The following is a 25,766-nucleotide window of genomic DNA, read 5'->3' as shown; positions in this document are numbered from 1 at the left end:
AAGAGAAACCGCGATGAAAACTTCGACGAAGGCGCTCGTCGGTGCGGCCGCAGCCGTGTCGATGCTCGCGCTGAGCGCGTGCGGCGCCACCGCGGACGATAACGAAGCCAGTGGGACGTCCGGGGACAAACCAGTCACCAACCTGCGGCTCATGGTGCCCAACAGCCCGGGCGGCGGGTACGACACCACCGCGCGAACCATCGCCAAGGTGATGGAGGACGGCAAGATCGCTTCCGGTGTCGAGGTGTTCAACCTGTCCGGCGCCGGCGGGACCGTCGGGCTCCAGCGCACGGTCAACGAGAAGGGCAACGGCAAGCTCGCCATGCAGATGGGGCTGGGCGTGGTCGGCGCCTCGTACACCCAGAAGTCGCCGGCGAAGTTGACCCAGACCACACCGCTGGCGAAGGTGATCGAGGAGCCCGGGGCGATCGTGGTGCCCAAGAACTCGCCGTACCAGACGATCAACGACCTTGTCGCGGCGTGGAAGGCGGACCCGAAGAAGGTCGCCGTCGGCGGCGGCTCGTCGCCCGGCGGACCCGACCACCTGCTGCCGATGCAGCTGGCCAAGACCGTCGGCATCGACCCCAAGCAGGTCAACTTCGTCTCCTACGACGGCGGCGGCGAGCTGCTGCCGGCGGTACTCGGCGGCAAGATCGCCTTTGGGGCCAGCGGTGTGGGTGAGTTTCTCGACCAGGTCGAGGCCGGCCAGGTCCGGGTGTTGGCGGTGACCGGCGAGCAGCGCCTGGACGCGGTCAAGGACACCCCGACCCTCAAGGAGTCCGGCATCGACCTGATCTTCACCAACTGGCGCGGGATCGTCGCGCCGCCGGAGATCTCCGCCGCCGACAAGCAGACCTGGATCGACGTGCTGACCAAGATGCACGACACCGAGGCGTGGAAGACGGAGCTGACCAAGCACGGCTGGAGCGACGCGTTCGTCACCGGCGACCAGTTCGCCACGTTCCTCACCGAGCAGGACAAAGCCGTCGCCGACATCCTGACCGGGCTGGGGCTGACGTGAGCCAGGCGACCGCCCCGGTCCAGTCCGAGACGGGCCGGACCGGGGCCCGGGATCGCGCGCAGTACGGCATCTGCGCCTTCCTCGCCCTGGTCGGCGTCCTAGTGATCGTCGACGCCAGCCGCACCGGCCAGGCCACCAGCAGCAACGACCCGATCGGCCCCCGCCCGGTGCCGATCATCCTCGGTGTCCTGCTGCTCGTCGTCGCCGTGGTGTACGCGATCGATGTGACCCGCGGCGGCACCGGCGCACCCGAGCAGGGCGAAGACATCGACCTCGGATCGAAGGTCGACTGGCGCACCGTGCTGCTGCTGATCGCCGCGTTCGCCCTCAACGCGGTGCTGATCGAGCCGCTGGGTTGGGTGATCAGCGGGACGCTGCTGTTCTGGGGCGCGGCGTTCGCGCTCGGCTCCCGCCGCTACCTGCTCACCGCGGCGATCGCCGTAGCGCTATCGCTGCTCACCTTCTACGGGTTCGCGATCGGGCTCGGCGTCAACCTGCCCGCCGGCATATTGCAGGGAATACTGTGATCGACAACCTGAGCAGCCTGCTCGACGGGTTCGGCCACATCCTGACGCCGATGTCCCTGCTCATCGCGCTCATCGGCGTCACCGTGGGCACCGCCGTCGGGGTCCTGCCCGGCATCGGCCCGGCGATGACCGTCGCGCTGCTGCTGCCCCTGACCTACGGGATGGAGCCGGCGCACGCGTTCATCATGTTCGCCGGCATCTTCTACGGCGGCATGTACGGCGGCTCCACCACCTCGATCCTGCTCAACACCCCCGGCGAATCCTCCTCCGTGGTCACCGCCATCGAAGGCAACAAGATGGCCAGAACCGGCCGCGCCGCCCAAGCCCTGGCCACCGCCGCGATCGGATCGTTCGTCGCCGGCACCATCGGCACCCTGCTGCTGGTGCTGGTCACCCCGGTCATGGTGACATTCGCGATCAGCCTCGGCGCGCCGGACTACCTGGCCATCATGCTGCTCGGCTTCATCGCGGTCAGCGCGGTGCTCGGCGCCTCCCGGATACGAGGCTTCGCCGCCCTGCTGCTCGGCCTCGTCATCGGGCTGATCGGCATCGACCGGGTCACCGGCCAGCAGCGCCTGACCCTGGACATCCCCCAACTGGCCGACGGCATCGACGTCGTCGTGGTCGCGGTCGGCATCTTCGCCATCGGCGAAGCCCTCTGGGTCGCCGCGCACCTGCGCCGCAAGGCCGACGAGGTCATCCCCGTCGGGCAGCCCTGGCTCGGCCGCGAAGACTGGCGCCGATCCTGGCGCCCCTGGCTACGCGGCACCGCCCTCGGCTTCCCGTTCGGCGTCATGCCGGCCGGCGGCGCCGAGCTACCCACTTTCCTGTCGTACACGGCCGAAAAGAAGCTCAGCAAACACCCGGAAGAGTTCGGCAAAGGCGCCATAGAGGGCGTCGCCGGCCCGGAAGCCGCGAACAACGCCTCGGCCGCCGGCACCCTGGTGCCGATGCTCGCCCTGGGCCTGCCCACCAACGCGACCGCCGCCGTCATGCTCGCCGCGTTCCAGTCCTACGGCATCCAGCCCGGGCCACTGCTCCTGGAACGCGAGTCCACTCTGGTGTGGACACTGATCGCCAGCCTGTTCGTCGGCAACCTGCTACTGCTCGTGCTCAACCTCCCGCTCGCACCGGCCTGGGCGAAGCTGCTCCAGATCCCCCGCCCCTACCTCTACGCGGGCATCGTCTTCTTCGCCTCGATGGGCGCCTACGCCGTCAACGCCCAGCCGTTCGACCTGTTTCTGCTGCTGACCCTCGGCCTGCTCGGCTTCGCCATGCGCCGCTTCGGCCTGCCCGTCCTACCCCTGATCGTCGGCGTCATCCTCGGCCCCATCGCCGAACGGCAAGGCCGCATGGCACTCCAGCTGTCCGGCGGCGACCTGTCCGGCCTGATCGGCGGCCCGGTGTCCTACCTGATCTACACGGCGATCGCGGTGATCCTGCTCTGGCCGCTGCTGCGCCGTTTCGTCCCCCCCGCCAAAACCACCACAAGCCCAAAGAGCCAAACAATGACCAAAATCTGAGCTACCGCGATGTCCGCGGTGGTCCGGACCGCTGCTCCCGCGGCCTCACCCTCCGCGCTTCACCACCAATGGACAGCGACCACAGTGTCTATTTGACGACGATGCCGTCTTCGTCGCTGTAGAGGTCGGCGCCGGGGCGGAAGGTGCAGCCGCCGAAGGTGACCTCGACGTCGCGCTCGCCGGCGCCGGTTTTCGTGCTCTTGCGGGGGTTGGAGCCGAGCGCCTTGATGCCCATGTCGATGGTGCGCAGCGCCGCCACGTCGCGCACGGCGCCGTTGACGACGACGCCGGCCCAGCCGTTGCCCTGGGCTAGCGCGGCGATGACGTCGCCCATGAGGGCCCGGTGAACCGATCCACCGCCGTCGACGACGAGCACCTGGCCCTCACCCGGCTCGGATACCACAGACTTCAAGAGCGCATTGTCTTCGTGGCAGCGGACCGTGACGATGCGGCCGTGGAAGTGGGTTCGCGCGCCGAACTGCTTGAGCTGTAGGTCGCAGGAGTCCAGCGCGTCGCCGAGTTCGTCGTACAGGTCCGCGGTCGCGAAGTCAGGCATTCGATCATGGTAGTCGGCTGGCGGGCGGCTCAGTGCTCGTCCGAGGTGTCCTCCTGGTAGGTGGCGCCGCCGCGGGATTCGCGTGTCAACGGCTTGGCGCCGCCCTCGGGCGGGCCGGCCTCGGACTGGCCGCCGGCGGCCAGGTGGGGAAACTTCAGGTCGAAGGCGGGCCGTTCCGAGCGGATGCGCGGCATGCGGTCGAAGTTTCGCAGCGGTGGCGGTGAGGACGTGGCCCACTCCAGCGAGTTGCCGTGGCCCCACGGGTCGTCGACGGTCGCCTCCTGCCCGGCCCTGTACGACTTCCACACGTTGTAGAGGAACGGCAGCGTGGACGCGCCCAGCACGAACGAACCGATCGTGGAGACCGTGTTGAGCGTGGTGAACCCGTCGGTGGGCAGGTAGTCGGCGTACCGCCGGGGAAAGCCCTCGCTGCCCAGCCAGTGCTGCACCAGGAACGTGGTGTGGAAGCCGATGAACGTCAGCCAGAAATGCACCCGGCCGAGCCGCTCGTCGAGCATGCGGCCGGTCACCTTGGGAAACCAGAAGTAGATGCCGGCGTACACGGCGAACACGATGGTGCCGAAGAGCACGTAGTGGAAGTGGGCGACCACGAAGTACGAGTCGGTGACGTGGAAGTCGACCGGCGGGGAGGCGAGCAGCACGCCGGAGAGGCCGCCGAGCAGGAAGGTGACGAGGAACCCGATCGAGAAGAGCATCGGGGTTTCGAAGGTGAGCTGGCCGCGCCACATGGTGCCGATCCAGTTGAAGAACTTCAGGCCGGTCGGGACGGCGATCAGAAAGCTCAGGAACGAGAAGAAGGGCAGCAGTACCTGGCCGGTGGCGAACATGTGGTGCGCCCACACGCTCATCGACAACAGTGTGATCGCGATGGTCGCCCCGACCAGGCCCTTGTAGCCGAAGATCGGCTTGCGGGCGAAGACCGGGATCACTTCGCTGACGATGCCGAAGAACGGCAGCGCGACCACGTACACCTCGGGATGGCCGAAGAACCAGAACAGGTGCTGCCACAGCAGCGGCCCGCCGGTGGCCGGGTCGTACACGTGCGCGCCCAGCAGCCGGTCCGCGGCGAGGGCGAGCAGGGTCGCGGCCAGCAGCGGAAACACCAGGACCACCAGCACGCTGGTGAGCAGGATGTTCCACGTGAAGATCGACATCCGGAACATGGTCATGCCGGGTGCCCGCAGCGTCAGGATCGTGGTGATCATGTTGACCGCGCCGAGGATCGTGCCGAGGCCGGAGAGCACCAGGCCGACGAGCCACAGGTTGGCCCCCACGCCCGGCGAATGCCTGGCGGTCGACAGGGGTGTGTAGGCGGTCCAGCCGTAGTCGGCGGCGCCGCCCGGGGTGAGAAACCCGGCGACGACGAGCGCGCCACCGAACGCGAACAGCCAGTAGGCGAGCGCGTTGAGCCGCGGGAAGGCCACGTCCGGGGCGCCGATCTGGAGCGGGACCACGTAGTTGGCGAAGGCGAACACGATCGGCGTCGCGAACAGCAGCAGCATGATCGTGCCGTGCATGGTGAACAGCTGGTTGTACTGCTCGGGCGAGAGAAACTGCATGCCCGGGCGGGCCAGCTCACCGCGCATCAGCAGTGCCATCAGGCCGCCGATCACGAAGAACGCGAACGCGGTGACGCCGTACATGATCCCGATCTGCTTGGCGTCCGTCGAGCGCAGCGTGCGGCTCAGGAACGACCCGCGGACCTGCTCGCGCACCGGCCACGGCCGTGCCACCATCGGGCTCGGACGCGGTTCTATCCTGGTCACGGCGCTCACCCCCGGCGCGCGGCATTCCCCGGCCCTCCCGCACCAAACATCGACGTTCATGCCTTCCCGCGCCGATCGCCGCGGAGTAGCTTGCTGCGTATGCGGCACGTGGAGACTCCGGTGCTGATCGTGGGCGGCAGCCTTGTCGGCCTGTCGATGTCTGTCTTCCTGGCCCACCACGGTGTGCAGCACCTTGTGGTCGAGCGCCACCCCGGCACCGCCATCCACCCCCGCGCGGCGTTCCTGATGCAGCGGACCGTGGAGCTGTTTCGCGGCGTGGGACTCCAGGAAGAGGTGATCGCGGCCGCCGAGCGGGAGTTCGAGCAGAACGGCGCGATCGTGGCGGTGGAGTCGCTGAGCGGCCGCGAGTTGCAGTGGTTCTTCGAAAACATCAACGAGGGCGTCGAGCACCTGAGCCCGTCGCCGCGGATCTTCGTGACCCAGATCGGGTTGGAGCCGGTGCTGCGCGCGCGGGCCGCCGCGCTGGGTGGGCAGCTGCGCTACTCCTGCGAGCTCGTTTCACTCCAGGTCGAAGAGGACGGGGTGACCGCGCTGGTGCGCGACCGCGGCACCGGCGAGGAGTCGACGGTGCGGGCCGCCTACGCCGTGGCCGCCGACGGTGTGCGCAGCGCGGTCCGCCAGCAGCTCGGCATCCAGATGGCCGGGCACGGCAGTTTTTCCGACAGCATCACGATCTACTTCCGCGGCGACGTGCGGCCGCTGCTGCGCGGGCGCAACCTCAGCGTCGTCTACGTGGTAAACCCGCGCCTGCAAGGTTTCTTCCGCTTCTCCTTCGACGGCCGGTCCGGCTTCCTGGTGGTCAACTCGGCGCTGGACGGCGACGGCAACCGCACCACCGCGATCGGGGCGACCGCGACCGAGGCGGACTGCGTGCGGTACGTGCGTGACGCCCTCGGCGCGCCCGACCTGCCTGTGGAGATCGAGGACGTGCAGCGGTGGAACGCCGCGGCCGAGTGGGCCGGGCGTTTCCGCGCCGGCCGGGTCTTCCTGGCCGGCGACTCGGCGCACGTCATGCCGCCGACCGGTGGCTACGGCGGCAACACCGGCGTGCACGACGCCCACAACCTCGCCTGGAAGCTCGCCCACGTGCTCGACGGGCGGGCCGGCGCCGACCTGCTCGACACGTACCAGGCGGAGCGCCTGCCGGTCGCCCGGATGACGGTCGAGCAGGCGTATACCCGTTACGTCACCCGGCTGGATCCGGGGCTGGGCACGGACGGTCTCGAGCCGGTGATCGACGACGCCCTGATCGACCTCGGCTACCGCTACCGTTCGAGGTCCATTGTGGATGATGACGTGGACGTCGACGCGGAGTGGGAGGACCCGCGGGCGCCGACCGGCCGGCCCGGCGTGCGTGCCCCACACGTGACCCTGCGGCGCGGCGACACCGAACTGTCCACACTGGACGTCATCGGCTGCGACGCGGTGCTGTTCACCGGCCCGGACGGCACCGCGTGGGTGCGGGCCGTCCAGCGGCTGGGTGCCCCGCTGGCCGTGTGCCGCGTCGGTGCGGGCGGCGACGTCGACGATCCGCGGGGCGAGTTCGCCAAGGCGTACGGCATCGGCCCGAGCGGCGCCTCGCTCGTCCGCCCCGACGGCGTGGTCGCGTGGCGCGCCCGCGAGGCGGTCGACGACGCCGGCGAGGCGGTAGGCGCGGCGCTGGCGCGGGTCTTCTGCCGCTAGGCGGGGCCGTCCTGGATCACACCGCGCAGCTGGTCAACGGAGATCGCGTCCCACGCGGGCCCCACCAGCCACCATGTCGCACCGGCCTTGGCGTAGGGCGCCGGATCCGTACCCGGTGGCAGGTCGACCACGACGTCGAAGGGCGACTCCGGATCGTGGCCGCGCAGCCGCGCGAGGTCGGCGACGATCTCGGCGAGCTGGTCGGGATTCTCGACGTTGATCGGGACGAAGCCCTGATAGCGGGCCGCGCGGCGCATCGGCTTCGGCTTTCCGGGAAAGCCCGCCACCCACACGGGCACGCCCGGCCGCTGCACCGGCCGGGGCAGAAACCGCATGCCGTCGACCACGTAGTGCTCGCCCCGGTGCCGCACGGTCTCGCCGGACCAGGCGGCGGCGAGGATTTCGAGTGACTCGTCGAGCATGCCCGCACGGCGCCGGTCGTCCAGCTCTTCGCCGGTGAGGGAGAACTCGTTTCCGAACCTGTCGCTGCCCAGACCGACACCGAGGTTGAGACGGCCACCGCTGAGGCGGTCGAGGGTCGCGGTCTCCCGGGCGAGCTTGACCGGCCTGCGCCGCGCGAGCGGGGTGACCATCGGGCCGAGCCGGATCCGCTCGGTCGACGTGGCGATGGCCGCCAGCGTGATCCATGCGTCAGCCAGCTCGGTCACCGGCTCTCGCCAGTGCACGTGGTCCCAGACGAAGACGCCGTGCCAGCCCGCCTCTTCCGCCTCGGCGGCGAGTCGGGCGACGAGCACCGGGTCGGCGAGCTCGTCGAAGAGCGGCAGGAACAGTCCGGAGCGCAAGGCTGGGCGCGCGGGCGCGACGTTCGATTCGATCATTTCCCGATGGTAGGGGCACCGCGGCGCATCGAAGGTCCCGCACGGCCCCACACCCCAGTGACCTGCGTAAATACGCACTGCCGGCGGTCTGGTCCGGGCCCGGATCGACCCTTACCATCGATCGACATGGGCCAATTTAATGGGCGCTTCGTGGCGATGGGCCTCGGGCTCGTCGTTGCCGCGTTCGCCGCCACTCCCGCGCACGCCGCTCCCTGCCGACCGCTGGACGTCACCCCGCCAACCACGCCGATCGGTGGTTTCCGCGTCGACGGCACCGCGTGGTCACTGACCTGGAGTCCGTCCACAGACGACACCCGCGTCGTGGGATACGAGATTTTCGGCAACGACGGCGTGAGCGCGACCACCACGAGCACGAGCATCCCGCTGGGCAACACGCCGCCATCGACCGGCGCCACCCACGCGATCCGGGCCGTCGACGCCGCCGGCAACGCCTCTCCCGCGATGATCGCCACGTTCAGGTTCGACATCAGTGCGCCGAGCGCGCCGACCAACCTGCGCATATCCGGCCCGGCACGCGGATTCCTCCAGGTCGGCTGGGACGCCTCCCGCGACGACATCGCCGTCAAGGGCTACGAGGTCTACCTCAACGACACCCTGGTCCGAAACGTCGGCAACACCAAGGCGTACGTGCCCTACAGCGGATACGGGATCTACCGGGTGAGCGTGCGCGCCTACGACATGATGAACCGGTTCTCACCGGCCACCGAGCTGAGCCTCGCGATCGACCCACCTCCCACGGGGCGCAGTAACGTGTGACCGTGAGTTACGTCAAGGATCCCCGCGTCGACGCCTACATCGACGCGCTCCCCGATTGGCAGCAGGCCATCTGCGGCGAGCTGCGCGACATCATCCACGCCGCGGAGCCGGAGATCGAAGAGACCATCAAGCGCACCGTCCAGCCGTACTTCGTGCTCAACGGCAACGTGTGCGCCCTGCTGGCCACCAAAGACCACATCAATCTGTTTCTCTATGACGGCGCGATCGTCCCCGATCCCGAAGGCATCATCACCAGCGGCCACGACAACAAGACCGCCCGGTGTATCGCCGTCTACCGCGACCAGAAAATCAACGTGCCCGCGCTGAAGACGATGCTGCGCCACATCGCGGACAACAACCGCGCCGGTGGGTGGCGCAAGCTCAAGGGGTGAAGCCCACCGACCGGTGGCGGCAGCTGATCGACGACCGCCTCGACGAAGCCATTACGGTGCTCGGACAAACGCCTGGCCTGCACGGCCTCATCGTCGCCGGCAGCCTCGGGCGGGGCGAGCCCTGGCCGATGTCCGACATCGACCTGCTACCCATCTACGACGACCGCGCCGATCCCGCCGAGTCCGCGGCCCAGCTCGACCAGCGCCGGGCCACGCTCGTCGACTGGTGGGCCGCGTCCGGCCGCGCACAGACCCTCGACGTCGGCTGGCTCGCGTTCACCACGGCCGAGATCCGCGAGGCGGTCGCCGCCGGGCCGGACCACGCCGCCGCGCGCGTCGGCGACCCGCGCTGGTTTCACGGCCTGGACAAGGCGTACGGCGGGCGCACCGCCGACCCCGACGACGCGCTCGGCGACGCGTTCGCCACCTGGATACGCACCGTCCGGTTCGACCCCGCGGTCGTCGCCGCCCGCATCGACACCTGGCGCCGGCAGGCCACCGACGCCCTCGCCGAGGCGACCCAGGCCCAGTTCGAGGACCCGGCCAAGGCCACCCACCTGCTGCGTGTCTCGGCCCGCGCGCTGCGGCTGGTCCTCATCGAGCGGTGGGGTGAACGGCTCGGCTCCATGGGCCGGGAGTGGACCCGCTTCGAACGCATGGCCGAACGTCACGGCCAACGCCCACTCGCCGCCCGCGTCGCGGTCCTGGCCGCCGCCGACCCGGCCACCGCCGGGCGCCGCGCCGACCTCGCTCCAGCGTGGCTGCGCGAACGTATCGACCTGTGCTACGCCGCCCGCACCGCGGTCGGCGAAGACGTCACCTGGGCCGAAAACGCCCGTGACCAGATCGCCGCCTTCACCGTGCACGTCACGCGGCACCGCCCCGACCTCGACGGACCCTGGACCGAAACCCCCGACCCCGCCCTCGACGCACACCTGGCCGAGCTGCGCGAGCTCGTCGCCGCTACGACGCGGGACTGACCTGCGCCTCTCGTAGCCGGCTCGGCCGGGTGACAAGCTTTGACCAGCAGCCCGGGATAGGTGCCAGGTCGGCGTGGTTGCGCGCCCGGTAGGCGCTCGGGCTCTCCCCGACGAGCTCGGTGAAGCGGGTGCTGAACGAGCCGAGCGAGGTACACCCGACGGCCATGCACACGTCGGTGACGCTCAGGTCGCCGCGGCGCAGGAGGGTCTTGGCGCGCTCGATCCGCCGGGTCATCAGGTAGCTGTACGGCGTCTCGCCGAACGCGGCGCGGAACTGCCGGGAGAAGTGCGCCGGAGACATGTAGGCGGCCCGCGCCAGCGCCCGCACGTCCAGCGGCCGGGCATACTCCCGGTCGATCAGGTCGCGTGCGCGCCGCAGGTGCCGGAGCTCCTCAAGCCTCACCCAGCCAGGATAGCCCCGCAGGTGATCAAGTCGCGCGCCGTGGGAGCGAGCGCGGTCGTTGATCCGACAGCGGCGCCGACGAAATCGCGCCCCGGCCACGACGCCGCGGGCTAACCTGAGCTAAATAGCGCTATTCGCCAGCGACAACACGATCGAATTCGAAAGCCCGAAACCCATCGAAGGTGATTGAAATGGCAGATCGGCGCGTCGTCGTGGAGGCGGTCCGGAGCGTATTTGGCGATCGACTGTCCGATCTGGAAGGCCGGCTGTCCACGACCAATGAAAATGAGCTGCCCGAGCCGGCAGACCCGGCGGAGCCCGATATCGATTCCGCTCCGTCCGGCGAGCTGCCCGACCGCGCCGGCGTGTCCGGCGTGGCCCGGGCCGCGGCGGCCGAGCGGCAGCAGCTCCTCCTTGAGGGCACCGCTGGCCTGCGCAAAGTGATCGAAGGCAGGGACGACGAGCTGACCCCGCGCGAGCAGGTCGGGCTCGAGGCGATCATCGTGCTGGAGGGCCGGCCCCCGCTGTTCATCCAAGGTGGGGATTTCGTTCGCACCCCGGTCGAATGGCAGTTTCTCGACGGCCATCGCGAAGAGATCAAAGCCTCGATCGCCCGGGTGGGTCGGGTCGAGGTGGTCGGCCATCCCGATTACGAGTGGATCGGCACCGGCTTTCTCGCCGGCCCCGACGCGATCATTACAAATCGCCACGTGGCTCGGGAGTTCGCCCGCGCCGAGGGCGACGAGTGGCGGTTCGAGGCGGGCATGTCCGCGTCGCTCGACTTCAACGAAGAGCACGGCGCGCTCGAACCGCTCGCATTCGACATCACCGGCATCGTCGGCATCCACGACCACTTCGACCTCGCGGTCCTGCGGATCGCACCGACCGGCGGCGCGGCGCGGCCACTGCCCGATCCGGTGCTGGTCGCCGCGAGCCGGCCCGGCGAGGTCACCGAGCGGCCGGTCTACGTCATCGGCTACCCAGCCTGGGACGGACGCCGCAACGACCCGACCTACATGCGGCAGATCTTCAGCAACATCTACGACGTCAAGCGGCTCCAACCGGGCCTGATCACCGCGTGGACCGACGGCAGCGACCGGTTCGTCCACGACTGCTCGACGCTGGGCGGCAACTCCGGCTCACCCGTGTTCGACCTGGAGACACACCAGGTGGTGGGGCTTCACTTCGGCGGTCGATACCTGTCGGGCAACAACGCCGTCCCGCTGTGGCGGCTGACCGACGACCGCCTCCTGCGCGCCGCCGGCGTCAACTTCGTCGGGCCGGCACTCGTCTGACGACCTCACCAGCGGGGAGCCATCATGACCACCAAGGATCTCGCGGCCGCCATCGCTTCCGCCCAGGCCCACCGGGCCGAGCTGATGCGGCTGCCCGGCGTGATCGCGGTACGCGGCGGCTACAAGTTCGTCGACGGCCGCATCACCAGCACGCCCGCGGTCGTCGTGGCGGTCGACCGCAAGCAAGACAAGGTCGAGGCCGACGCCGCCGTCCCGGCGGTCCTGCCCGACGGGATGCCGACGGACGTGACCGTCGCGGACCCGTTCGAGCGCATCGAGGCGGCCGGGTTGGAGGCGCCGGCGGTCGCGGCACCACCGCTGCTCATCGAGCAGCTCCAGGCGCCCGGACGCCCGCCGGGCGGCGACGAGGCGGAGGCCGAGGCGATCGTGGCGATCACCTACCAGCCGCCGCCCGGCGTATCCCTGGCGCCGGTCACCGGGCCGATGGTGTTGACCTGCCACGTCTCGCCCGACGCCGGCTGGCGGGTGCTGCGCGAGTTCCTCCGCGAGACCGAAGGCGACATCACTCTCGGCATGTACGACTTCACCGCGCCGCACATCTACCGGGCCGTCCGCCGCCTGCTTCAAGGCAAGCCCGTCACGTGGCGGCAGACCCTGGGCCTGCGTGAGTCACTGCCGGCACCCGACGACATCGACTCCAACAAGGCCGACGACAAGACCGAGGCGTCGATCATCAAAGGGCTGGGGCGGGTCGCGCCGGACCGGTTCGAAAACGCCTTCGCCAAGACCGGCCGCGGTCGCACCTTCGCCTCGGCGTACCACATCAAGGTGGCCGTCCGCGACGAGCAGGCTTTCTGGTTGTCGAGCGGAAACTGGCAGTCTTCCAACCAGCCGGTCACCGACTTCCTCGACGACGACGCCGACCGCCACCTGATCCGCGATTTCAACCGCGAGTGGCACATCGTGGTCGAACACCCGGGGCTGGCGGCCACGTTCGGCAAGTTTCTCCAGCACGACTTCCGCACCGCCCAGACCGAGCAGGAGGCGGTAGAGCCACCCGAGCCGGACATGCCCGACCTGCTCGTGCCGCTGGACGGCGACCTCGAAGCCGCCGCCCGGCGGGCGCCGGACGTCTTCGCCCCGGCCCGGTTCTCCTTCGACGAGGCCGACCCGCTGACGATCGAGCCGATCCTCACGCCGGACAACTACGCCGAGGTCGTGCTCGGCCTGCTGCGCGAGCGGCCACAGCAAAAGCTGTACTTCCAGAACCAGTCGCTCAACCCGGTGCTCCAGCCATCGCCGGCGTGGGCCGAGATGCTGCGCCTGCTCGCCGAGTACTCGCAGGACCCGGCGCTCGACGTCCGGATCATCCTGCGCGACATCGGGTCGATCCGGAAGAAGCTGGAATCCCTTCAGGCCGCGGGCTTCGACATGACCAAGGTTCGGGTGCAGGAGGGCTGCCACACCAAGGGGATCGTCATCGACTCCGAGACCGTCCTGCTCGGCAGCCACAACTGGACCGACCAGGGCGTGCAGGTCAACCGCGACGCGAGCCTGCTGATCCGCCGCCCCGAGATCGCGCAGTACTACGAGCGGGTCTTCCTGCACGACTGGGAGCGGATGGCCCGCTCGAAGATCCGCGAAGAGGCGATGCCGATCCCGGTCGTCTCCCAGGACGAGGCGGTCGATCCGGGTCTGCGGCGCGTGCCCTGGTCGGCCTGGGAAGAGGAGTAGCCGCTACCGGACCAGGTCGGCGACGGCGTTGGCGATCGCCACGCGCATCGGGTCGGGGTTGGCCCAGCTCCAGTTGGGGTGCGCGCGGTTGGTCAGCAGCGCCAGCACCAGCCGCCGCTCGGGTGCGACCAGCAGCGACGTCCCGGTGAAACCGGTGTGCCCGAAGGTCGCGGGCGTGGAGAGCCGCCCCATAAACCAGGGCTGCCGCAGCACCACGCCCAGCCCGTGGTCCGAGGGGCGCCCCGGCCGCTCGGGGTCGACCGCGGGCAGGCCGCGGTTGGCGTTGGTCAGCATCGCCTTCACGGTCGCGGTGGACAGCACGTCACCGCCGCCGTCCAGCAGCATCTGCCCGACCGCGGCCACGTCGCGGGCGGTGGCGAAGATGCCGGCGCTGCCGGCCACGCCGCCCAACTGGTTGGCCACGTCGTCGTGTACCACGCCGCGGAGCAGGCCGCGTGACGAGCGCGCGTCGGTCGCGACGAGCCGCTGCTTGGAGGAGACCCAGCCCAGCGGCTTGAACCCGGTGTCACGCAGGCCGAGCGGGCCGGTCAGCTCCGCCTTGAGCGCGCGGTCGAGCGTCATGCCGGTGACCTTCTCGACCAGCTGCTGGGCGACCAGCAGGCCGGTGCTGGAGTAGCGGAAGACCTTGCCCGGCACGGCACCCTTGAGCAGGGGCGTGGCCAGCACCGCCTTGCGCTTGGCGGCAAGGTCGGGCAGGCCGGCGACGGTGGCGCCGACCGGCAGGCCACTGGTGTGGGTCAGCAGCATCCGGACCGTCACCGCGTCTTTGCCGGTGAAGTCCGGCAGGTAGCTCACGACCGGCGCGGACAGGTCAAGCTTGCCCTTGTCGACCTGCCGCAGCAGCAGGATCGCCGTGTACACCTTGGTGAGCGAGGCCAGGTCGAAGACGGAGTCGGCGCGCATAGGCACGCGCTTGTCGGCCGGCAGCTCGACCGGGCCTGCCGTGTACCGCAGCGCGTGGCCCACCGCGGCCTGAGCCTGGACCTTTCCGTCGACCAGGACCAGCGCGACCGCGCCGGCGTAGGTGGGGTGCTTCGGGTTCTCCTTGGTCGGCTTGAGAAAGCGTTCCAGCGCGGCGGTGAGCTTGCTCTTGGCCGCCGCCGCCGCGGATGCCGACGGTGACGGCGAGGCGGACGGTGCCGTCGACCGGGGCGCGGCGGAGGCGGGCGCGGAGGCCGGCGAGGCCCACAAGGCCTCGGGCCGCGGTCCGCAGCCGGCCAGCCCGGCGCCAGCAGCCGCCAGGCCGGCCCCGAGGACGGATCGCCGAGTCATGGACACGGCCAGGATCATCGCACGCCGAGTCGCGGACCCACGTCGGTTGATCAGGGAGTCTCTGGTCAACCGCCGGGGGTGCGGTACGCGCGGATGATCGTCTGGTCGAATCCGCTGCCGCCGCTGGCCGCCACCGAGACTCGCAGCGAGACCGCCGAGCCGGCCGGGAGGGTTGCCCGGTAGCGGTCGCCGCCGAACGGGCGCACCGATACCCACCGCCACGTGGCACCGTCGTCCAGCGAAGCCCACAGCCGGAACGACGTGATCTTCTGCCGGGCCACCCCGTGGGCCTGGTGCACCGTGAACTCCGCCGGCCCGCCGCGCGGGTGGTTGAGCGCGTCCAGCGGCAACGCGTAGTCCACCGACAGCAGCGGCAGCGGCGCGCTCGCCGTTCCCGCGGGCGCCGCCGAGCGGAAGGTCCACGCGGTGTTCACCCGCGTCGACACGGGCAGCAGCGCGCTCGTGTCCAGGTCGTAGGTCAACCGGTAGGTGGCCGCGGGCGCGGGTACGGCGAAGTCGGCGATGGTGCTCGCGGTGGAGCCGAGCAGCGTGCCGTTGCGGTACAGGGCCAGCCGCCGCTGTACGTCAGCGCCCCAGTCGAAGCAGGCGAAGCGCTGATGCTGGTCGGTCAGCTCGACGAGCTGGATGTGCAGGTTGCCGCGGGTGCGGCTGGGCGGCGTGGGCACGCAGTCGCTGGGCGAGGGGTCGACCGCGTCGTACCAGTCGGGGCGCAGCGGCTGCCGCACCCAGACCTTCTCGTGCCGGCTGCCCGGCGCGTACGTGCGGGTCGGCTCCTGGGTCACCACCCCGTCCGCGTAGAAGGCCTCGTCGATCCAGGCGTACCCGGGCGAGAGGTAGTCCACTCGATCACCGCTGACGTCGGTGGCGAAGTCTTCCAGCACGATGAGGCCGGAGGGCGCCAGGCCGTACCGCTTGTGGCCGGTCACGGCGTCCGGTGTGTCGAGCCGGTGGAAACGCTGGTCGATCCGGATCAGCGAGGCCGTACCGACCACGGGCAGGAAGTCGGACAGGCCGGACGGGTGCGTGTGGATCACGTCGTACAGCACGGGTCCGGCGGCGTTGAGCCCGGCCGCCGTGTACGCGCGGAACTCGCCGACGCCTGGCTGCTCCATGGGGACCGCGAACACGCTCTGCCGGCGGGCACCCTCGCCCCAGGCGTAGGCGAAGTCGTCCCAGCCGCTGCCGCGGCGGCCGCGCTGCTCGTAGAGGATGCCCAGCGCGCTGGCCTCGGTCTGCACGCCCTCGATCGCCATGCCGACCGGGCGGGCCGAGGCGGCGTCGAGCACCACCGCGGTGTCGCGGTCGACCGTGACGTCGGGGTCGCCGGTGAGCGCCATGCGCTCCCGTTCGCCGAACTCCCACACCGATCCGACCACGCTGTACCGCCCCGCCGGTACCCGGATCCGGATGGTGCCTCCGGGCGAGAGGTCGAAGCGGACCGCGTAGGCCGCGGGGTCGTCGAGGTTGACGATGGTGCCGAAGGCCGAAATATCCGAAGCGTCCGGCGGGTCGGGCAGCGTGGTCATCGTGAGCGTCAGCTCGTGACTCGGCGGCTCGACGGAGAAGGTGACCAGCGTGCCGCCGACCCTGGCCGCGTAGAAGCCGGGTGCCAGCCGCGACCTGTCGATGCTCAGGTGCGCCGAGCCGGTGGCGCCGGCCGGGATGGTCAGCACCCGCGGCGAGACCGTCGCGGCCCGGAAGGATCCGCCCCGCCGGTCCACCACGCGCACGTCCAGCGCGAGCGCGACCATCGCCTTGCCGGTGTTGGTCCAGGTCAGCGTTGTGGATGGCGATGACGCGCCGAGGTTGACCACGGACTGGCCGCCGACCACGTCGTCGAAGGCACCGACCACGTCGAGCCGGCCGGCGCCCACCTCGTACGGGTCGGCGCCGGGCAGCGGGTCGGCCGCGCCCACCAGCGCCGCCTTGAGCCGCCCGGCATCCCAGTCGGGGTGCCGCTGCACGAGCAGCGCCGCCGCGCCGGCCACATGGGGTGCGGCCATCGAGGTGCCGGAGGTGGCGGTGTACCGGTCGTCGATCACGCGGCCCATCGCGGTGCCGGCCGCGCGGGCGGCGACGATGTCGACGCCGGGCGCGACGATCTCCGGCTTGGCGGCGTTGGTGTTGATCACCGGGCCGCGGCTGGAGAAGGCGGCGAGGCGGTCGCCGCCGTCGACCGCGCCGACGGTGAGCGCGCTGGTCGCCGCGGCCGGTGCGGTGATGAGGCGGTCGGCGTACCCGTCGTTGCCCGCGGCCGCCACGAACAGCGTCCCGTGCTGCTTGGTCAACGTGTCCACGGCCTGCGACATCGGGTCGGTGCCGTCGCTCGGCTCCCAGCCGCCCAGGCTCATGTTGACCACGTCGGCGCGCGCGGCGGCCCACTCCATGCCGGCGATGACCTGGGAGTCGAAGCCGCCGCCGTCGTCGCCGAGCACCTTGCCCACGAGCAGGGTGGCGCCGGGCGCGATGCCGCTGCGCTCGCCGCGCGCACCCGCGCCGGAGCCGGCCGCGATGGACGCCACGTGGGTGCCGTGGCCGTGCCGGTCGACCGCGTCGCCGCCCTCGACCGTGAAGTCGACCTTTTCCGCGATCCGCCCGGCCAGGTCGGGGTGGTTCGGATCCACACCGGTGTCGAGCACCGCGATCTTCGCGCCCACTCCGGTGTACCCGCTGGCCCAGGCGCGCGGCGCGCCGACCTGGGTGATGTTGCGGTCGAGGGTCGCGGTGGTGGTGGCCGTGGCGCGCACCCGGCGGTCGAGGGTCGTGGTGGTGGCCGTGGCGCGCACCCGGCGGTCCAGCCACACCCGCGCGCCCGCCGCTGGCAGCGCGCTCACCAGCGCGGCACCGGACGCCTTGGGCTGCCGTCCGGCCACCGCGGCCACGCTGGGCAGGTCACGCTTGGCACGCAGGCTCGTCGCCAGCGGCGCCCGCGAGGCGGCCGCCTGCGTGCCGGGTCGCACGATCAACGGCAGTTCCTTGGTACGGGCGTCGTCGTACCCCTGGAGGATCAGCGTCGTCACGTCGAACAGGGCCTCGTCGAGCACCCCGCCGACCAGCGAGGCGACCCGGCCGGGGATCACCCGCACGTGCCCGTCGGGGCCGCAGGAGCGCTGGAGCACGCCGTCCGGTGTCGCTGGTCGCACGCTCACCACCGGGCACCCGGTCTCGCGGGTGTGCACGGTCACCACGTCACCGCTCAGCAGCGTGACCGTGTAGGTCTGACCGGCCGGCAACGGCCCAGGCTCCACAGTGGACGCGGCGGCCGGTTGCGGGACGATCGGCAGGAGCAGCGCCGCGATCGCGATCGCGATGCGTGATTTGTACCCAAACACGCCGTGCCTCCTTCGCCGCGACCAATCACCCCGTAGACGCATGGACATCCGTTGCCGGTTGCACGACATTTCGCCATCCCGGGATGTCACGGCATAGTGGTGCGGTGGACCATCGCCCCCGGGTCCAGCTAGCCGTGCTGCTGGCGGTCGCCGTGCTCGTCACTGTCGGTATCGCTCGCTGGCAGACCCGGCCAGGTGCCGCCCCCGAGCCCGCCGCCGTGACCAGCACCTGCGCCGGCCACGCGCTCACCGCCGACCGCCAACTGCGGGGCATGTGGCTGACCACCGTCAACAACACCGACTGGCCCAGCCGCCCCGGCCTACCCGAGGATCAGGTCAAGGCGGAGTACCGGGGCTGGCTCGACCTGGCACAGCGGCGCGGCCACAACGCGGTCTTCGTGCACGTGCGGCCGGCCGGCGACGCGTTCTGGCAGTCCGACTACGCACCGTGGTCGTACTACCTGACCGGGCGAAGCGACGGGCAAGGTCCGGGGTGGGACCCGATGGCCTTCATGATCGCCGAAACGCACGCCCGCAACATGGAGTTCCACGCCTGGTTCAACCCGTACAAGGCGAGCCGCTCCGGCGTCTTCGCGGAGCTGCCGCCCAACCATCCGCTGCGCGCGCACCCCGACTGGGCGGTGCCCTACCCGGCCAAGGGCAAGGGCAGCCGGCTGCACTACAACCCCGGCATCCCGGAGGCGCGCAAGTTTGTGGAGGACTCGATCCTCGACGCGGTCAACCGGTACGACATCGACGGTGTGCACTTCGACGACTTCTTCTACCCCTACCCGAAGGGGCGCGAGGACTTCAACGACGCGGCCGCGTTCAAGGCACACAGCCGGGGCATCAACAACAAGGCCGACTGGCGCCGCGACAACGTCAACCTGCTCGTCAAGGAGACCAACGAACGGATCAAAGCGGCCAAGCCGTGGGTGAAGTTCGGCATCAGCCCCTTCGGCATCTGGCGCAACGCCTCGACCGACCCGCTCGGCTCGCCCACCCGAGGACTGCAAAGCTACGACGCGATCTACGCGGACACGCGACGCTGGGTGCAGGAGCGGTGGGTCGACTACATCGTGCCGCAGCTGTACTGGCACATCGGCTTCGCGATCGCCGACTACGCCAAGCTGCTGCCCTGGTGGTCCGACCTGGTGGCCGACAGCCCGGTGCAGCTCTACGTCGGCCAGGCCGACTACCGCATCGGGCAGAAAGGCGCGTGGCGCGACCCGGGCCAGCTCGACAAGCAGCTCGCCCTCAACCGCAAGTACCGGGTCACCGGCAGCGTGCACTTCAGCGCGCGCCAGGTGAAGGCGGACCGGCTCGGGGCGGTGTCCCGGTACGCGGCCGCCCACTACGCCGAGCCGGCGCTGGTGCCGGCGATGGCACACCTGCCCGGCAAACGCCCGCCGGCCCCGGAGCTGGAGGTCGACGGTGCCCGCCTGCGTTGGGATGGCGACGCGGCAAGCTACGCGGTCTACCGGGTCGACGGTGAAGCGGCCCGACTGGTGGCCACGACCCGCGACACCACATGGACCGACACCACGAAGAGCGAGGCGCCACGCACCTACTGTGTGACCGGCCTCGATCGACTGTGGAATGAAGGAAACGCGAGTGAACCACGCGTCATCGATTAACCACACGCGGCTACCGAATCTTTTCCCTGGTCAGAGCGCTGCCTGAGTCCACTGTCGATCAGGTAAGCTCTTCGGCGGTCTGCCGCGCGGCGGCGCCCCCACGGCGTCGGCGGCACACCGCCGCCTAATCGCCCGCCCAGGGCGAGTCGGGGAACCAGGTTACTGGGGTGAATCCGCGGTCCGCGGTAGGGATCCTTCCGTCCCGAATCCGTCAGCTAACCCGGCCGGCGGCCGATGGGAGGAATCGCGTATGACGCCACCCGTACGTCGCCGGCGCTGGTCGCTGGCCGTAGCCCTGGTCGCCTCGGCGGCCGCGTTGCTTTCCGGGGTGACGCTAGGACCGCTCGGCGCGTCGGCCGCCCCGAAACCCAACCCCGGTGACGAGGGCAGCTCGCCGCTGCTGCGGGACGTGCTGTCCGAAACGAGCAAGGGATACATCGAAGCCCGCAACGCCGTCAACAAGTCGCGCGGCCGGCAGCTACAGCTCCAACTCCAGCTGAACCAGGCCCAGGAGAAGGTCAAGGCGATGGAGCCCGAGATCCAGCTCCTGGTCGCCGCCTCCTACCGCAACGGCCGCATCGGCCCGATGAGCGTGCTGCTCAACAGCTCCTCCCCCGACGAGTTCCTCCAGCGGGCGGCCACCCTCGACCTGTTCGCCGCCCGCGACAACGCACGCCTGGCCCGGCTCAACGCCGCCCTCGACCAGGCCGATCGCGCCAAGGCGGCGATTGACGCCGAGCTCAAGGAAGAGCAGAAGCAGCTCGCCATCATGGCCAAGCAGAAGTCCGAAGCGGAAAAGGCGCTCCAACTGGTCGGCGGCAAGGCGACCGGCGGCTTCGTCAGCGCCACCTCCCCGGTGGCCCGGCCCGCGCCCCGCAACAGCAACGGCGGCTTCTCCCCGCAGGGCTGCACCGCCGGCGACCCCACGACCGGCCGCTGCATCACGCCGCGCACGCTGCACATGCTCAAGGAAACCCAGCGGCTGGGCTTCGACCGCTTCGTCAGCTGCTACCGCCCCGGCGGGCCGTACGAGCATCCGAAGGGCCGCGCCTGCGACTGGTCCTCGGAAAGGAACAGCTTCGGCGGCGACGCCACCGGTGCCGCCAGGCTCTACGGCAACAACCTCGCCGCCTATTTCGTGCGCAACGCCGACCGTCTCGGCGTGATGTACGTGATCTGGTACCGCCAGTTCTGGTCCCCGGCCACCGGCTGGCGGGCCTACGGCGGCGCCGGCGGCGATCCCTCCAGCGACCATACGAACCACGTACACATCTCGATGCTCTGACCCAGGATTCGAGCTACGAAAAAGCCCCGCGCGGTGGCGCGGGGCTTCGTTTCGGTCTGCCTACTGGTCTGGCATGCGGCGGGCGGGGGCCCGGCCGAAGGGCTGGCGCGGCGGGGGGCCCACCGGTGCCAGCGCGGGGATCGCCAGGGTCAGCGGGGTGTCGCTGGTGACCGTGACGTGCTCCCCGTGGTGCAGGAGGTCGAGCTTGGCGCCGTCGCCGCCGTTGCGCAGCGAGTAGGTCACCTCGTGCGGCTGGACGGCGACCCGGAGTCGAAGGCCCCGCCACAGCAGCGAGAACTCCATGTGGTTGATCCGGCTGGGCAGCCGTGGCGCGAAGGACAGGTTGCCGCCGTGGTCGCGCATGCCGCCCAGGCCCGCCACGACGGCCAGCCAGGCGCCGGCGAGCGCGGCGATGTGCAGGCCCTCGCGGGTGTTGTTGTGGATGTCGTGCAGGTCCATGAGCGCGGCCTCGCCCAGGTAGTCGTGGGCCAGCTCCAGATGGCCCACCTCGGCCGCCATGACCGCCTGGGTGCACGTCGACAGCGACGAGTCGCGGACGGTGCGCTGCTCGTAGTAGGCGAAGTTGCGTGCCTTCTGCTCCGGGGTGAACGCGTCGCCCCGCCAGTGCATGGCGAGCACCAGGTCGGCCTGCTTGAGAACCTGCTTGCGGTACAGGTCGAAGTACGGGTAGTTGAGCAGCAGCGGGTAGCCACTGGGCGGGGTGGCCGCGAAGTCCCACTCCTGGAGCCGGGTGAACTCTTCGCACTGCTGGTGTACGCCCAGCTCCTTGTCGTACGGGACGTGCATGGCGGTGGCCGCGTCGCGCCAGGACGCTGCCTCCTCCTCGTCGACGCCGAGCCGGCGGGCCTGCTCCGGGTGGCGCAGGGCCGCGTCGGCGGCACCGACGAGGTTTTTTTGCGCCATCAGGTTGGTGTAGATGTTGTCGTTAACCACCGCGGTGTACTCGTCGGGGCCGGTGACCCCGTCGATGTGGAAGACGCCGTGCCGGTCGTGGTGACCCAGCGAGCGCCACAGCCGCGCGGTGTCGACGAGCAGCTCCAGGCCGACCTCGCGTTCGAAGTCGTGGTCGCCTGTCGCTACGACGTAGCGCTGCACGGCGTCGGCGATGTCGGCGCCGATGTGGAAGGCCGCGGTGCCGGCCGGCCAGTAGCCGGAGCACTCGTGCCCGCGCACCGTGCGCCACGGGAACGCCGCGCCCTTGAGCCCCAGCGTCTGCGCGCGCTCCCGGGCCAGGTCGAGCGTCGCGTGCCGCCATCGCAGGCCGTGGGTGACCGCCTCCGGCTGGGTGTACGTGAGCACCGGCAGCACGAACGTCTCGGTGTCCCAGAAGACGTGCCCGTCGTAGCCCGGACCGGTGAGGCCCTTGGCGGCGATCGGCCGCATCTCCGCGCGTGCGCCGGCCTGGAGCACGTGGAAGAGCGCGAAGCGCACCGCCTGCTGCACCTCGGGGTCGCCCTCGAGCCGGACGTCGGCCGCGTCCCAGAACTGGTCGAGGTACTTGCGCTGCTCGCGGACGAGCCCATCCCAGCCGGAGAACTTGGCCGAGGCGATCGCCGCGCCGACCTGGTCGCGCAGCGCCGGGAACGAGCGGCGGCTCGACCAGCCGTACGCGAGGATCTTGACGACGCGCAGCTTTTCGCCGGGCTTGAGCACGGTCGCCACCGTGGTGCGCGCGAAGTCCGGGTAGGCCTCGGTGCTGATCACCGTGCGCTCCGGCCCCTCGATCTCGTGCTCCATCGCGGCGGCCATCCGCAGCCCACTTTTCTTGGTGCGGTGGATCAGCTGCCCGCCGGCGGCGGTCGCCAGGTGCTCCTCGGCCTTGAGCGGGGCCTTGAGCACGGCGGCGACCCGGGGGTCCTTGCGGGTGGCCGGCAGCTCCTCGTTGGCGACGAGCTCGGACTGCACGATCAGGCGCAGCGGGCGGTCGTCGGCCACCTCCACCTCGTAGCAGATCGCGGCGACCGCGCGCTGCGTGAAGGAGACCAGGCGGGTGCTGTGCACGCGCACCGCCCGCCCGGCCGGCGAGACCCACTCGACCGTGCGGTCGAGCGTGCCCGCCTGGAGGTCGAGGACGCGCTGGTGGGTGCGCACCTCGCCGTATCGGACGTCGAAGGGCTCGTCGTCGACCAGCAGCCGGATGAGCTTGCCATTGGTGACGTTGACAACTGTCTGCCCGGACTCCGGGAAGCCGTAGCCGGCCTCCGCATAGGGTAGGGGGCGCAGCTCGTAGAACGAGTTGAGATAGGTGCCCGGCAACCCGTGTGGTTCACCCTCGTCAAGGTTACCGCGGAGTCCAATGTGGCCATTGGACAACGCGAAGACCGACTCAGACTGAGCCAGCACATCGAGGTCGAGCCGGGTCTCCCGGACGTGCCAGGGCTCGACCGGGTAAGCCCGCTCACGGATCATGGATTCTCCAGCAACTCACTGAGGTCGCGCACGACGACGTGGGCGCCGTGCTTGTAAAGCGCGTCGGTTTGCCCGACCCGGTCGACCCCGACGACCAAGCCGAAGTCGCCGGCGCTGCCGGCCTCCACACCGGCCAGGGCGTCCTCGAAAACGGCCGCAGCCGACGGCGCGACGCCGAGCAGCTTAGCTGCGTCGAGGAACGTATCGGGGTGCGGCTTGCCGCGCAGATTGTCGCGTCGGGCGACGATGCCGTCGACGACCACTTCGACCTCGTCGATGAGGCCCGTGACGGTCAGGATATCGCGGCAATTGGCGCTTGCAGAGACCACAGCGCGACGCAATCCTGACTCGCGGACCGCCTTCAGATAGGCGACCGAGCCCGGATAGACCTCCACCCCGTCGTCGCGGATGTGGCGCAGCAGCAACTCATTCTTACGGTTGCCGATGCCGTTGATCGTCTCGGCGGCCGGCGGGTCGTCTGGTGTGCCCTCGGGCAGGGTGATCCCCCGCGAGCCGAGGAAGGTGCGCACGCCGTCCGCCCGCGGGCGGCCGTCGACGTACTTGTTGTAGTCGTCGCCGGCGTCATACGGGCGGAACGGCTCACCGGTGCGCTCGGCACGGGCGCGCAGGTAGGCGTCGAAGGTCTCCTTCCACGCGGCGTTGTGCACCTTGGCGGTCTGCGTGAGCACACCGTCCAGATCGAACAAACAGGCGGTAACGCCATCGGGGAGTCCCAACACTCGGACAGAGTAACCGCTGAACGTCTGATGAAACTGCCGGCTCACCCGTGGCTTTTGTGGTGACCGTGAGTGTCCGGACGGCCCGGCTTTTGTCCCGGCTCGACCACCACGAACTGGCCCATCATCCCGGCGTCCTCGTGTTTCAGCACGTGGCAGTGGTACATGTAGGGGACGTCCGGGTCGGCGTAGTCGGCGAATCGCGCGATGACCCGCACGGTCTGGTCGGGTGCCAGCAGCACGGTGTCCTTCCAGCCGCTCAGCTCGGCCGGCGGCGGCTCGCCACCCACCGAGAGCACCTGAAACTGCACGTCGTGGACGTGGAAGCTGTGCGGCGTGCCATCTTCCTTGGTGATCTCCCAGATTTCTGTGGTGTCCTTCGTGACCACCGCGTCGATCCGGCCCATGTCCATCTTCCGGCCGTTGATCTGCCGTCCGGAGAGCGTGAACTCGCGTGTGGTCACGGCGTCGGCGGGGTCGAGCCGCTCGATCGGCGCGAGTGTGGCCGGGACCTCGGCCGACCGGGCCAGATCACTTTCCGTGCGCAGCTGGAGTACGTCCAGGGTGTCCCGCCCGCCGGCGAACCGGTCGGAGACGGGGTTGTCGAGACTGGCCGGAAAACTACGTAGGGTGACGCGCTTGTCCGGCTTCATCGCGACCACGATCTCGGCCCGCTCGCCCGGGGAGAGCCGGATCCGGCCCATGTCGTGCGGTGCCGGGAGCAGCCCGCCGTCGGTGCCGACGAGGGTGAAGCTCCGCCCGTCGGACAGCCCGAAGGAGTACGTGCGCGCGGCCGAGGCGTTGAGCAGCCGGAGCCGCACCCGCTCGGTGCGCACGTCCAGGTAGGGCGCCACGGTCCCGTTGACGAGCACCGTGTCGCCGGTGTCGCCGCTGTCCTTGATCTGCCCGCCGCCGTCGAACTCGTGGTCCTGGACGATCACCGGGATGTCGTCGATGCCGTACTCGTGTGGCAGTTTGGCGGAGTTTTCGTCGTCGAGGATGAACATGCCGGCCAGGCCGCGCTGGACGTGCCGGGCGGTCTGGCCGTGCGGGTGCGGGTGATACCAGAGCGTCGCGGCCGGCTGGTCCACCGTCCAGGTGGGTGACCAGGTGGCGCCGGGCCGTACCTCCTGGTGTGGGCCGCCGTCCATGCGGGCCGGCAGGTGCATGCCGTGCCAGTGCACGCTGGTCGGCTCGGGCAGGCCGTTGGCGACGTTCACCAGCACCTGCTCGCCGCGCTTGGCGCGCAGGGTGGGTCCGAGGTGGTCGCCGTTGAAGCCCCAGGTGCGGGTGGGCTGGCCCGGCCCGAGATCGGTACGCCCCTGCTGGGCGCGCAGGTCGAACACGCGGCGCCCCTGCCCGTCGATCCGCGACTGGGCCAGCGGCGGCACCTTGAGCGGGTTTCGGAAGTCGACCTGGCCCGCGGTGTCGAGGCCCGCGCGGCTCCATGCCACGGCGGCGGCCACCGCCCCGCCGCCGCAGCACAGTGCGAGGGCGGTAGCCACGCTCACGAGCAACACTCGTTTCATCAC

General features: G+C 70.3%; 20 protein-coding genes and 1 riboswitch. Of the genes, 11 read left to right on the top strand and 9 right to left on the bottom strand.

Annotation, left to right across the window (positions count from 1 at the left end):
• Window positions 1–13 precede the first annotated feature (13 nt).
• From ACTMTJ_RS00605 to ACTMTJ_RS00595, 3 genes are read left to right on the top strand one after another with little or no spacing between them, the layout of a single operon-like run.
• On the top strand, window positions 14–1,021 hold the full coding sequence (locus ACTMTJ_RS00605) for a Bug family tripartite tricarboxylate transporter substrate binding protein (RefSeq protein ID WP_441214001.1): 1,008 nt from the start codon (window positions 14–16) through the stop codon (window positions 1,019–1,021).
• The gene (locus ACTMTJ_RS00600; protein ID WP_441213999.1) at window positions 1,018–1,548 is read left to right on the top strand and encodes a tripartite tricarboxylate transporter TctB family protein; all 531 of its coding nucleotides are present in this window, start codon (window positions 1,018–1,020) and stop codon (window positions 1,546–1,548) included. The genes ACTMTJ_RS00605 and ACTMTJ_RS00600 overlap by 4 nt, the downstream gene beginning before the upstream one ends.
• Entirely contained in the window at window positions 1,545–3,071 is a 1,527-nt protein-coding gene (locus ACTMTJ_RS00595) for a tripartite tricarboxylate transporter permease (RefSeq protein WP_441213998.1), read from the top strand. The genes ACTMTJ_RS00600 and ACTMTJ_RS00595 overlap by 4 nt, the downstream gene beginning before the upstream one ends.
• Before the next feature lie 88 nt (window positions 3,072–3,159).
• Here ACTMTJ_RS00595 and rraA read toward each other — a convergent pair whose 3' ends face one another.
• Both rraA and ctaD read right to left on the bottom strand, forming a co-directional pair.
• Window positions 3,160–3,627, bottom strand: a complete 468-nt coding sequence (gene rraA / locus ACTMTJ_RS00590) for a ribonuclease E activity regulator RraA (RefSeq protein ID WP_441213997.1) — start codon at window positions 3,625–3,627, stop codon at window positions 3,160–3,162.
• Between the two features lie 29 nt (window positions 3,628–3,656).
• Window positions 3,657–5,384, bottom strand: a complete 1,728-nt coding sequence (gene ctaD / locus ACTMTJ_RS00585; protein ID WP_441214474.1) for an aa3-type cytochrome oxidase subunit I — start codon at window positions 5,382–5,384, stop codon at window positions 3,657–3,659.
• A gap of 129 nt (window positions 5,385–5,513) precedes the next feature.
• On the opposite strand from ctaD, the gene ACTMTJ_RS00580 reads away from it, so the two are divergent.
• Window positions 5,514–7,118 carry an FAD-dependent monooxygenase gene (locus ACTMTJ_RS00580; RefSeq protein WP_441213995.1) on the top strand — a complete coding sequence of 535 codons (1,605 nt, stop codon included), beginning with the start codon at window positions 5,514–5,516 and terminating at the stop codon, window positions 7,116–7,118.
• On the opposite strand, the gene ACTMTJ_RS00575 is transcribed toward ACTMTJ_RS00580, so the two are convergent.
• Complete coding sequence (locus ACTMTJ_RS00575) at window positions 7,115–7,957, bottom strand: LLM class flavin-dependent oxidoreductase (protein WP_441213993.1); 843 nt, start codon at window positions 7,955–7,957, stop codon at window positions 7,115–7,117. The genes ACTMTJ_RS00580 and ACTMTJ_RS00575 overlap by 4 nt on opposite strands.
• A 126-nt stretch (window positions 7,958–8,083) precedes the next feature.
• Here ACTMTJ_RS00575 and ACTMTJ_RS00570 point away from each other — a divergent pair, with 126 nt between their 5' ends.
• From ACTMTJ_RS00570 to ACTMTJ_RS00560, 3 genes are read left to right on the top strand one after another with little or no spacing between them, the layout of a single operon-like run.
• The gene (locus ACTMTJ_RS00570) at window positions 8,084–8,734 is read left to right on the top strand and encodes a hypothetical protein (RefSeq protein WP_441213992.1); all 651 of its coding nucleotides are present in this window, start codon (window positions 8,084–8,086) and stop codon (window positions 8,732–8,734) included.
• Window positions 8,735–8,736: 2 nt separating this feature from the next.
• Window positions 8,737–9,126: a DUF1801 domain-containing protein gene (locus tag ACTMTJ_RS00565; RefSeq protein ID WP_441213990.1), complete on the top strand. Its 390-nt coding sequence runs from the start codon at window positions 8,737–8,739 to the stop codon at window positions 9,124–9,126.
• On the top strand, window positions 9,123–10,106 hold the full coding sequence (locus tag ACTMTJ_RS00560; RefSeq protein ID WP_441213988.1) for a nucleotidyltransferase domain-containing protein: 984 nt from the start codon (window positions 9,123–9,125) through the stop codon (window positions 10,104–10,106). The genes ACTMTJ_RS00565 and ACTMTJ_RS00560 overlap by 4 nt, the downstream gene beginning before the upstream one ends.
• On the opposite strand, the gene ACTMTJ_RS00555 is transcribed toward ACTMTJ_RS00560, so the two are convergent.
• Entirely contained in the window at window positions 10,090–10,509 is a 420-nt protein-coding gene (locus ACTMTJ_RS00555; protein ID WP_441213986.1) for a helix-turn-helix transcriptional regulator, read from the bottom strand. The genes ACTMTJ_RS00560 and ACTMTJ_RS00555 overlap by 17 nt on opposite strands.
• 191 nt (window positions 10,510–10,700) lie before the next feature.
• Between ACTMTJ_RS00555 and ACTMTJ_RS00550 the strand changes: the two genes are divergently transcribed.
• On the top strand, window positions 10,701–11,804 hold the full coding sequence (locus ACTMTJ_RS00550) for a trypsin-like serine peptidase (RefSeq protein WP_441213984.1): 1,104 nt from the start codon (window positions 10,701–10,703) through the stop codon (window positions 11,802–11,804).
• A gap of 24 nt (window positions 11,805–11,828) precedes the next feature.
• Complete coding sequence (locus ACTMTJ_RS00545) at window positions 11,829–13,499, top strand: phospholipase D-like domain-containing protein (protein WP_441213983.1); 1,671 nt, start codon at window positions 11,829–11,831, stop codon at window positions 13,497–13,499.
• Window positions 13,500–13,502: 3 nt separating this feature from the next.
• On the opposite strand, the gene ACTMTJ_RS00540 is transcribed toward ACTMTJ_RS00545, so the two are convergent.
• Complete coding sequence (locus ACTMTJ_RS00540) at window positions 13,503–14,792, bottom strand: serine hydrolase domain-containing protein (protein ID WP_441213982.1); 1,290 nt, start codon at window positions 14,790–14,792, stop codon at window positions 13,503–13,505.
• A gap of 65 nt (window positions 14,793–14,857) precedes the next feature.
• Window positions 14,858–18,145, bottom strand: a complete 3,288-nt coding sequence (locus ACTMTJ_RS00535) for a S8 family peptidase (RefSeq protein WP_441213981.1) — start codon at window positions 18,143–18,145, stop codon at window positions 14,858–14,860.
• A 104-nt stretch (window positions 18,146–18,249) separates the two neighbouring features.
• Between ACTMTJ_RS00535 and ACTMTJ_RS00530 the strand changes: the two genes are divergently transcribed.
• Window positions 18,250–19,782, top strand: coding sequence for a glycoside hydrolase family 10 protein (locus tag ACTMTJ_RS00530; protein ID WP_441213979.1), 1,533 nt, complete (start codon window positions 18,250–18,252; stop codon window positions 19,780–19,782).
• A 111-nt stretch (window positions 19,783–19,893) separates the two neighbouring features.
• Window positions 19,894–20,028: riboswitch (cyclic di-AMP (ydaO/yuaA leader) on the top strand.
• Between the two features lie 4 nt (window positions 20,029–20,032).
• Window positions 20,033–21,067, top strand: coding sequence for a coiled-coil domain-containing protein (locus tag ACTMTJ_RS00525; RefSeq protein WP_441213978.1), 1,035 nt, complete (start codon window positions 20,033–20,035; stop codon window positions 21,065–21,067).
• Window positions 21,068–21,127: 60 nt separating this feature from the next.
• Here ACTMTJ_RS00525 and ACTMTJ_RS00520 read toward each other — a convergent pair whose 3' ends face one another.
• Genes ACTMTJ_RS00520 through ACTMTJ_RS00510 form a run of 3 tightly spaced genes read right to left on the bottom strand, consistent with a single transcriptional unit; the run spans window position 21,128 to window position 25,763 of the window.
• Window positions 21,128–23,497, bottom strand: coding sequence for a glycoside hydrolase family 65 protein (locus ACTMTJ_RS00520; protein WP_441213976.1), 2,370 nt, complete (start codon window positions 23,495–23,497; stop codon window positions 21,128–21,130).
• A complete protein-coding gene (locus ACTMTJ_RS00515; RefSeq protein WP_441213974.1) occupies window positions 23,494–24,237 on the bottom strand; it encodes a beta-phosphoglucomutase family hydrolase in 744 nt (247 codons plus the stop codon). Before ACTMTJ_RS00515 ends, ACTMTJ_RS00520 begins: the two co-directional genes overlap by 4 nt.
• A gap of 41 nt (window positions 24,238–24,278) precedes the next feature.
• A complete protein-coding gene (locus ACTMTJ_RS00510; protein ID WP_441213972.1) occupies window positions 24,279–25,763 on the bottom strand; it encodes a multicopper oxidase family protein in 1,485 nt (494 codons plus the stop codon).
• Window positions 25,764–25,766 lie beyond the last annotated feature (3 nt).

Origin of the sequence: Phytohabitans sp. LJ34 (assembly GCF_052068095.1) — a bacterium.
Classification (GTDB): domain Bacteria; phylum Actinomycetota; class Actinomycetes; order Mycobacteriales; family Micromonosporaceae; genus Phytohabitans.
The sequence above is the reverse complement of the archived record's forward strand: the minus strand, read 5'-3'. Positions and strand labels throughout refer to the sequence as shown.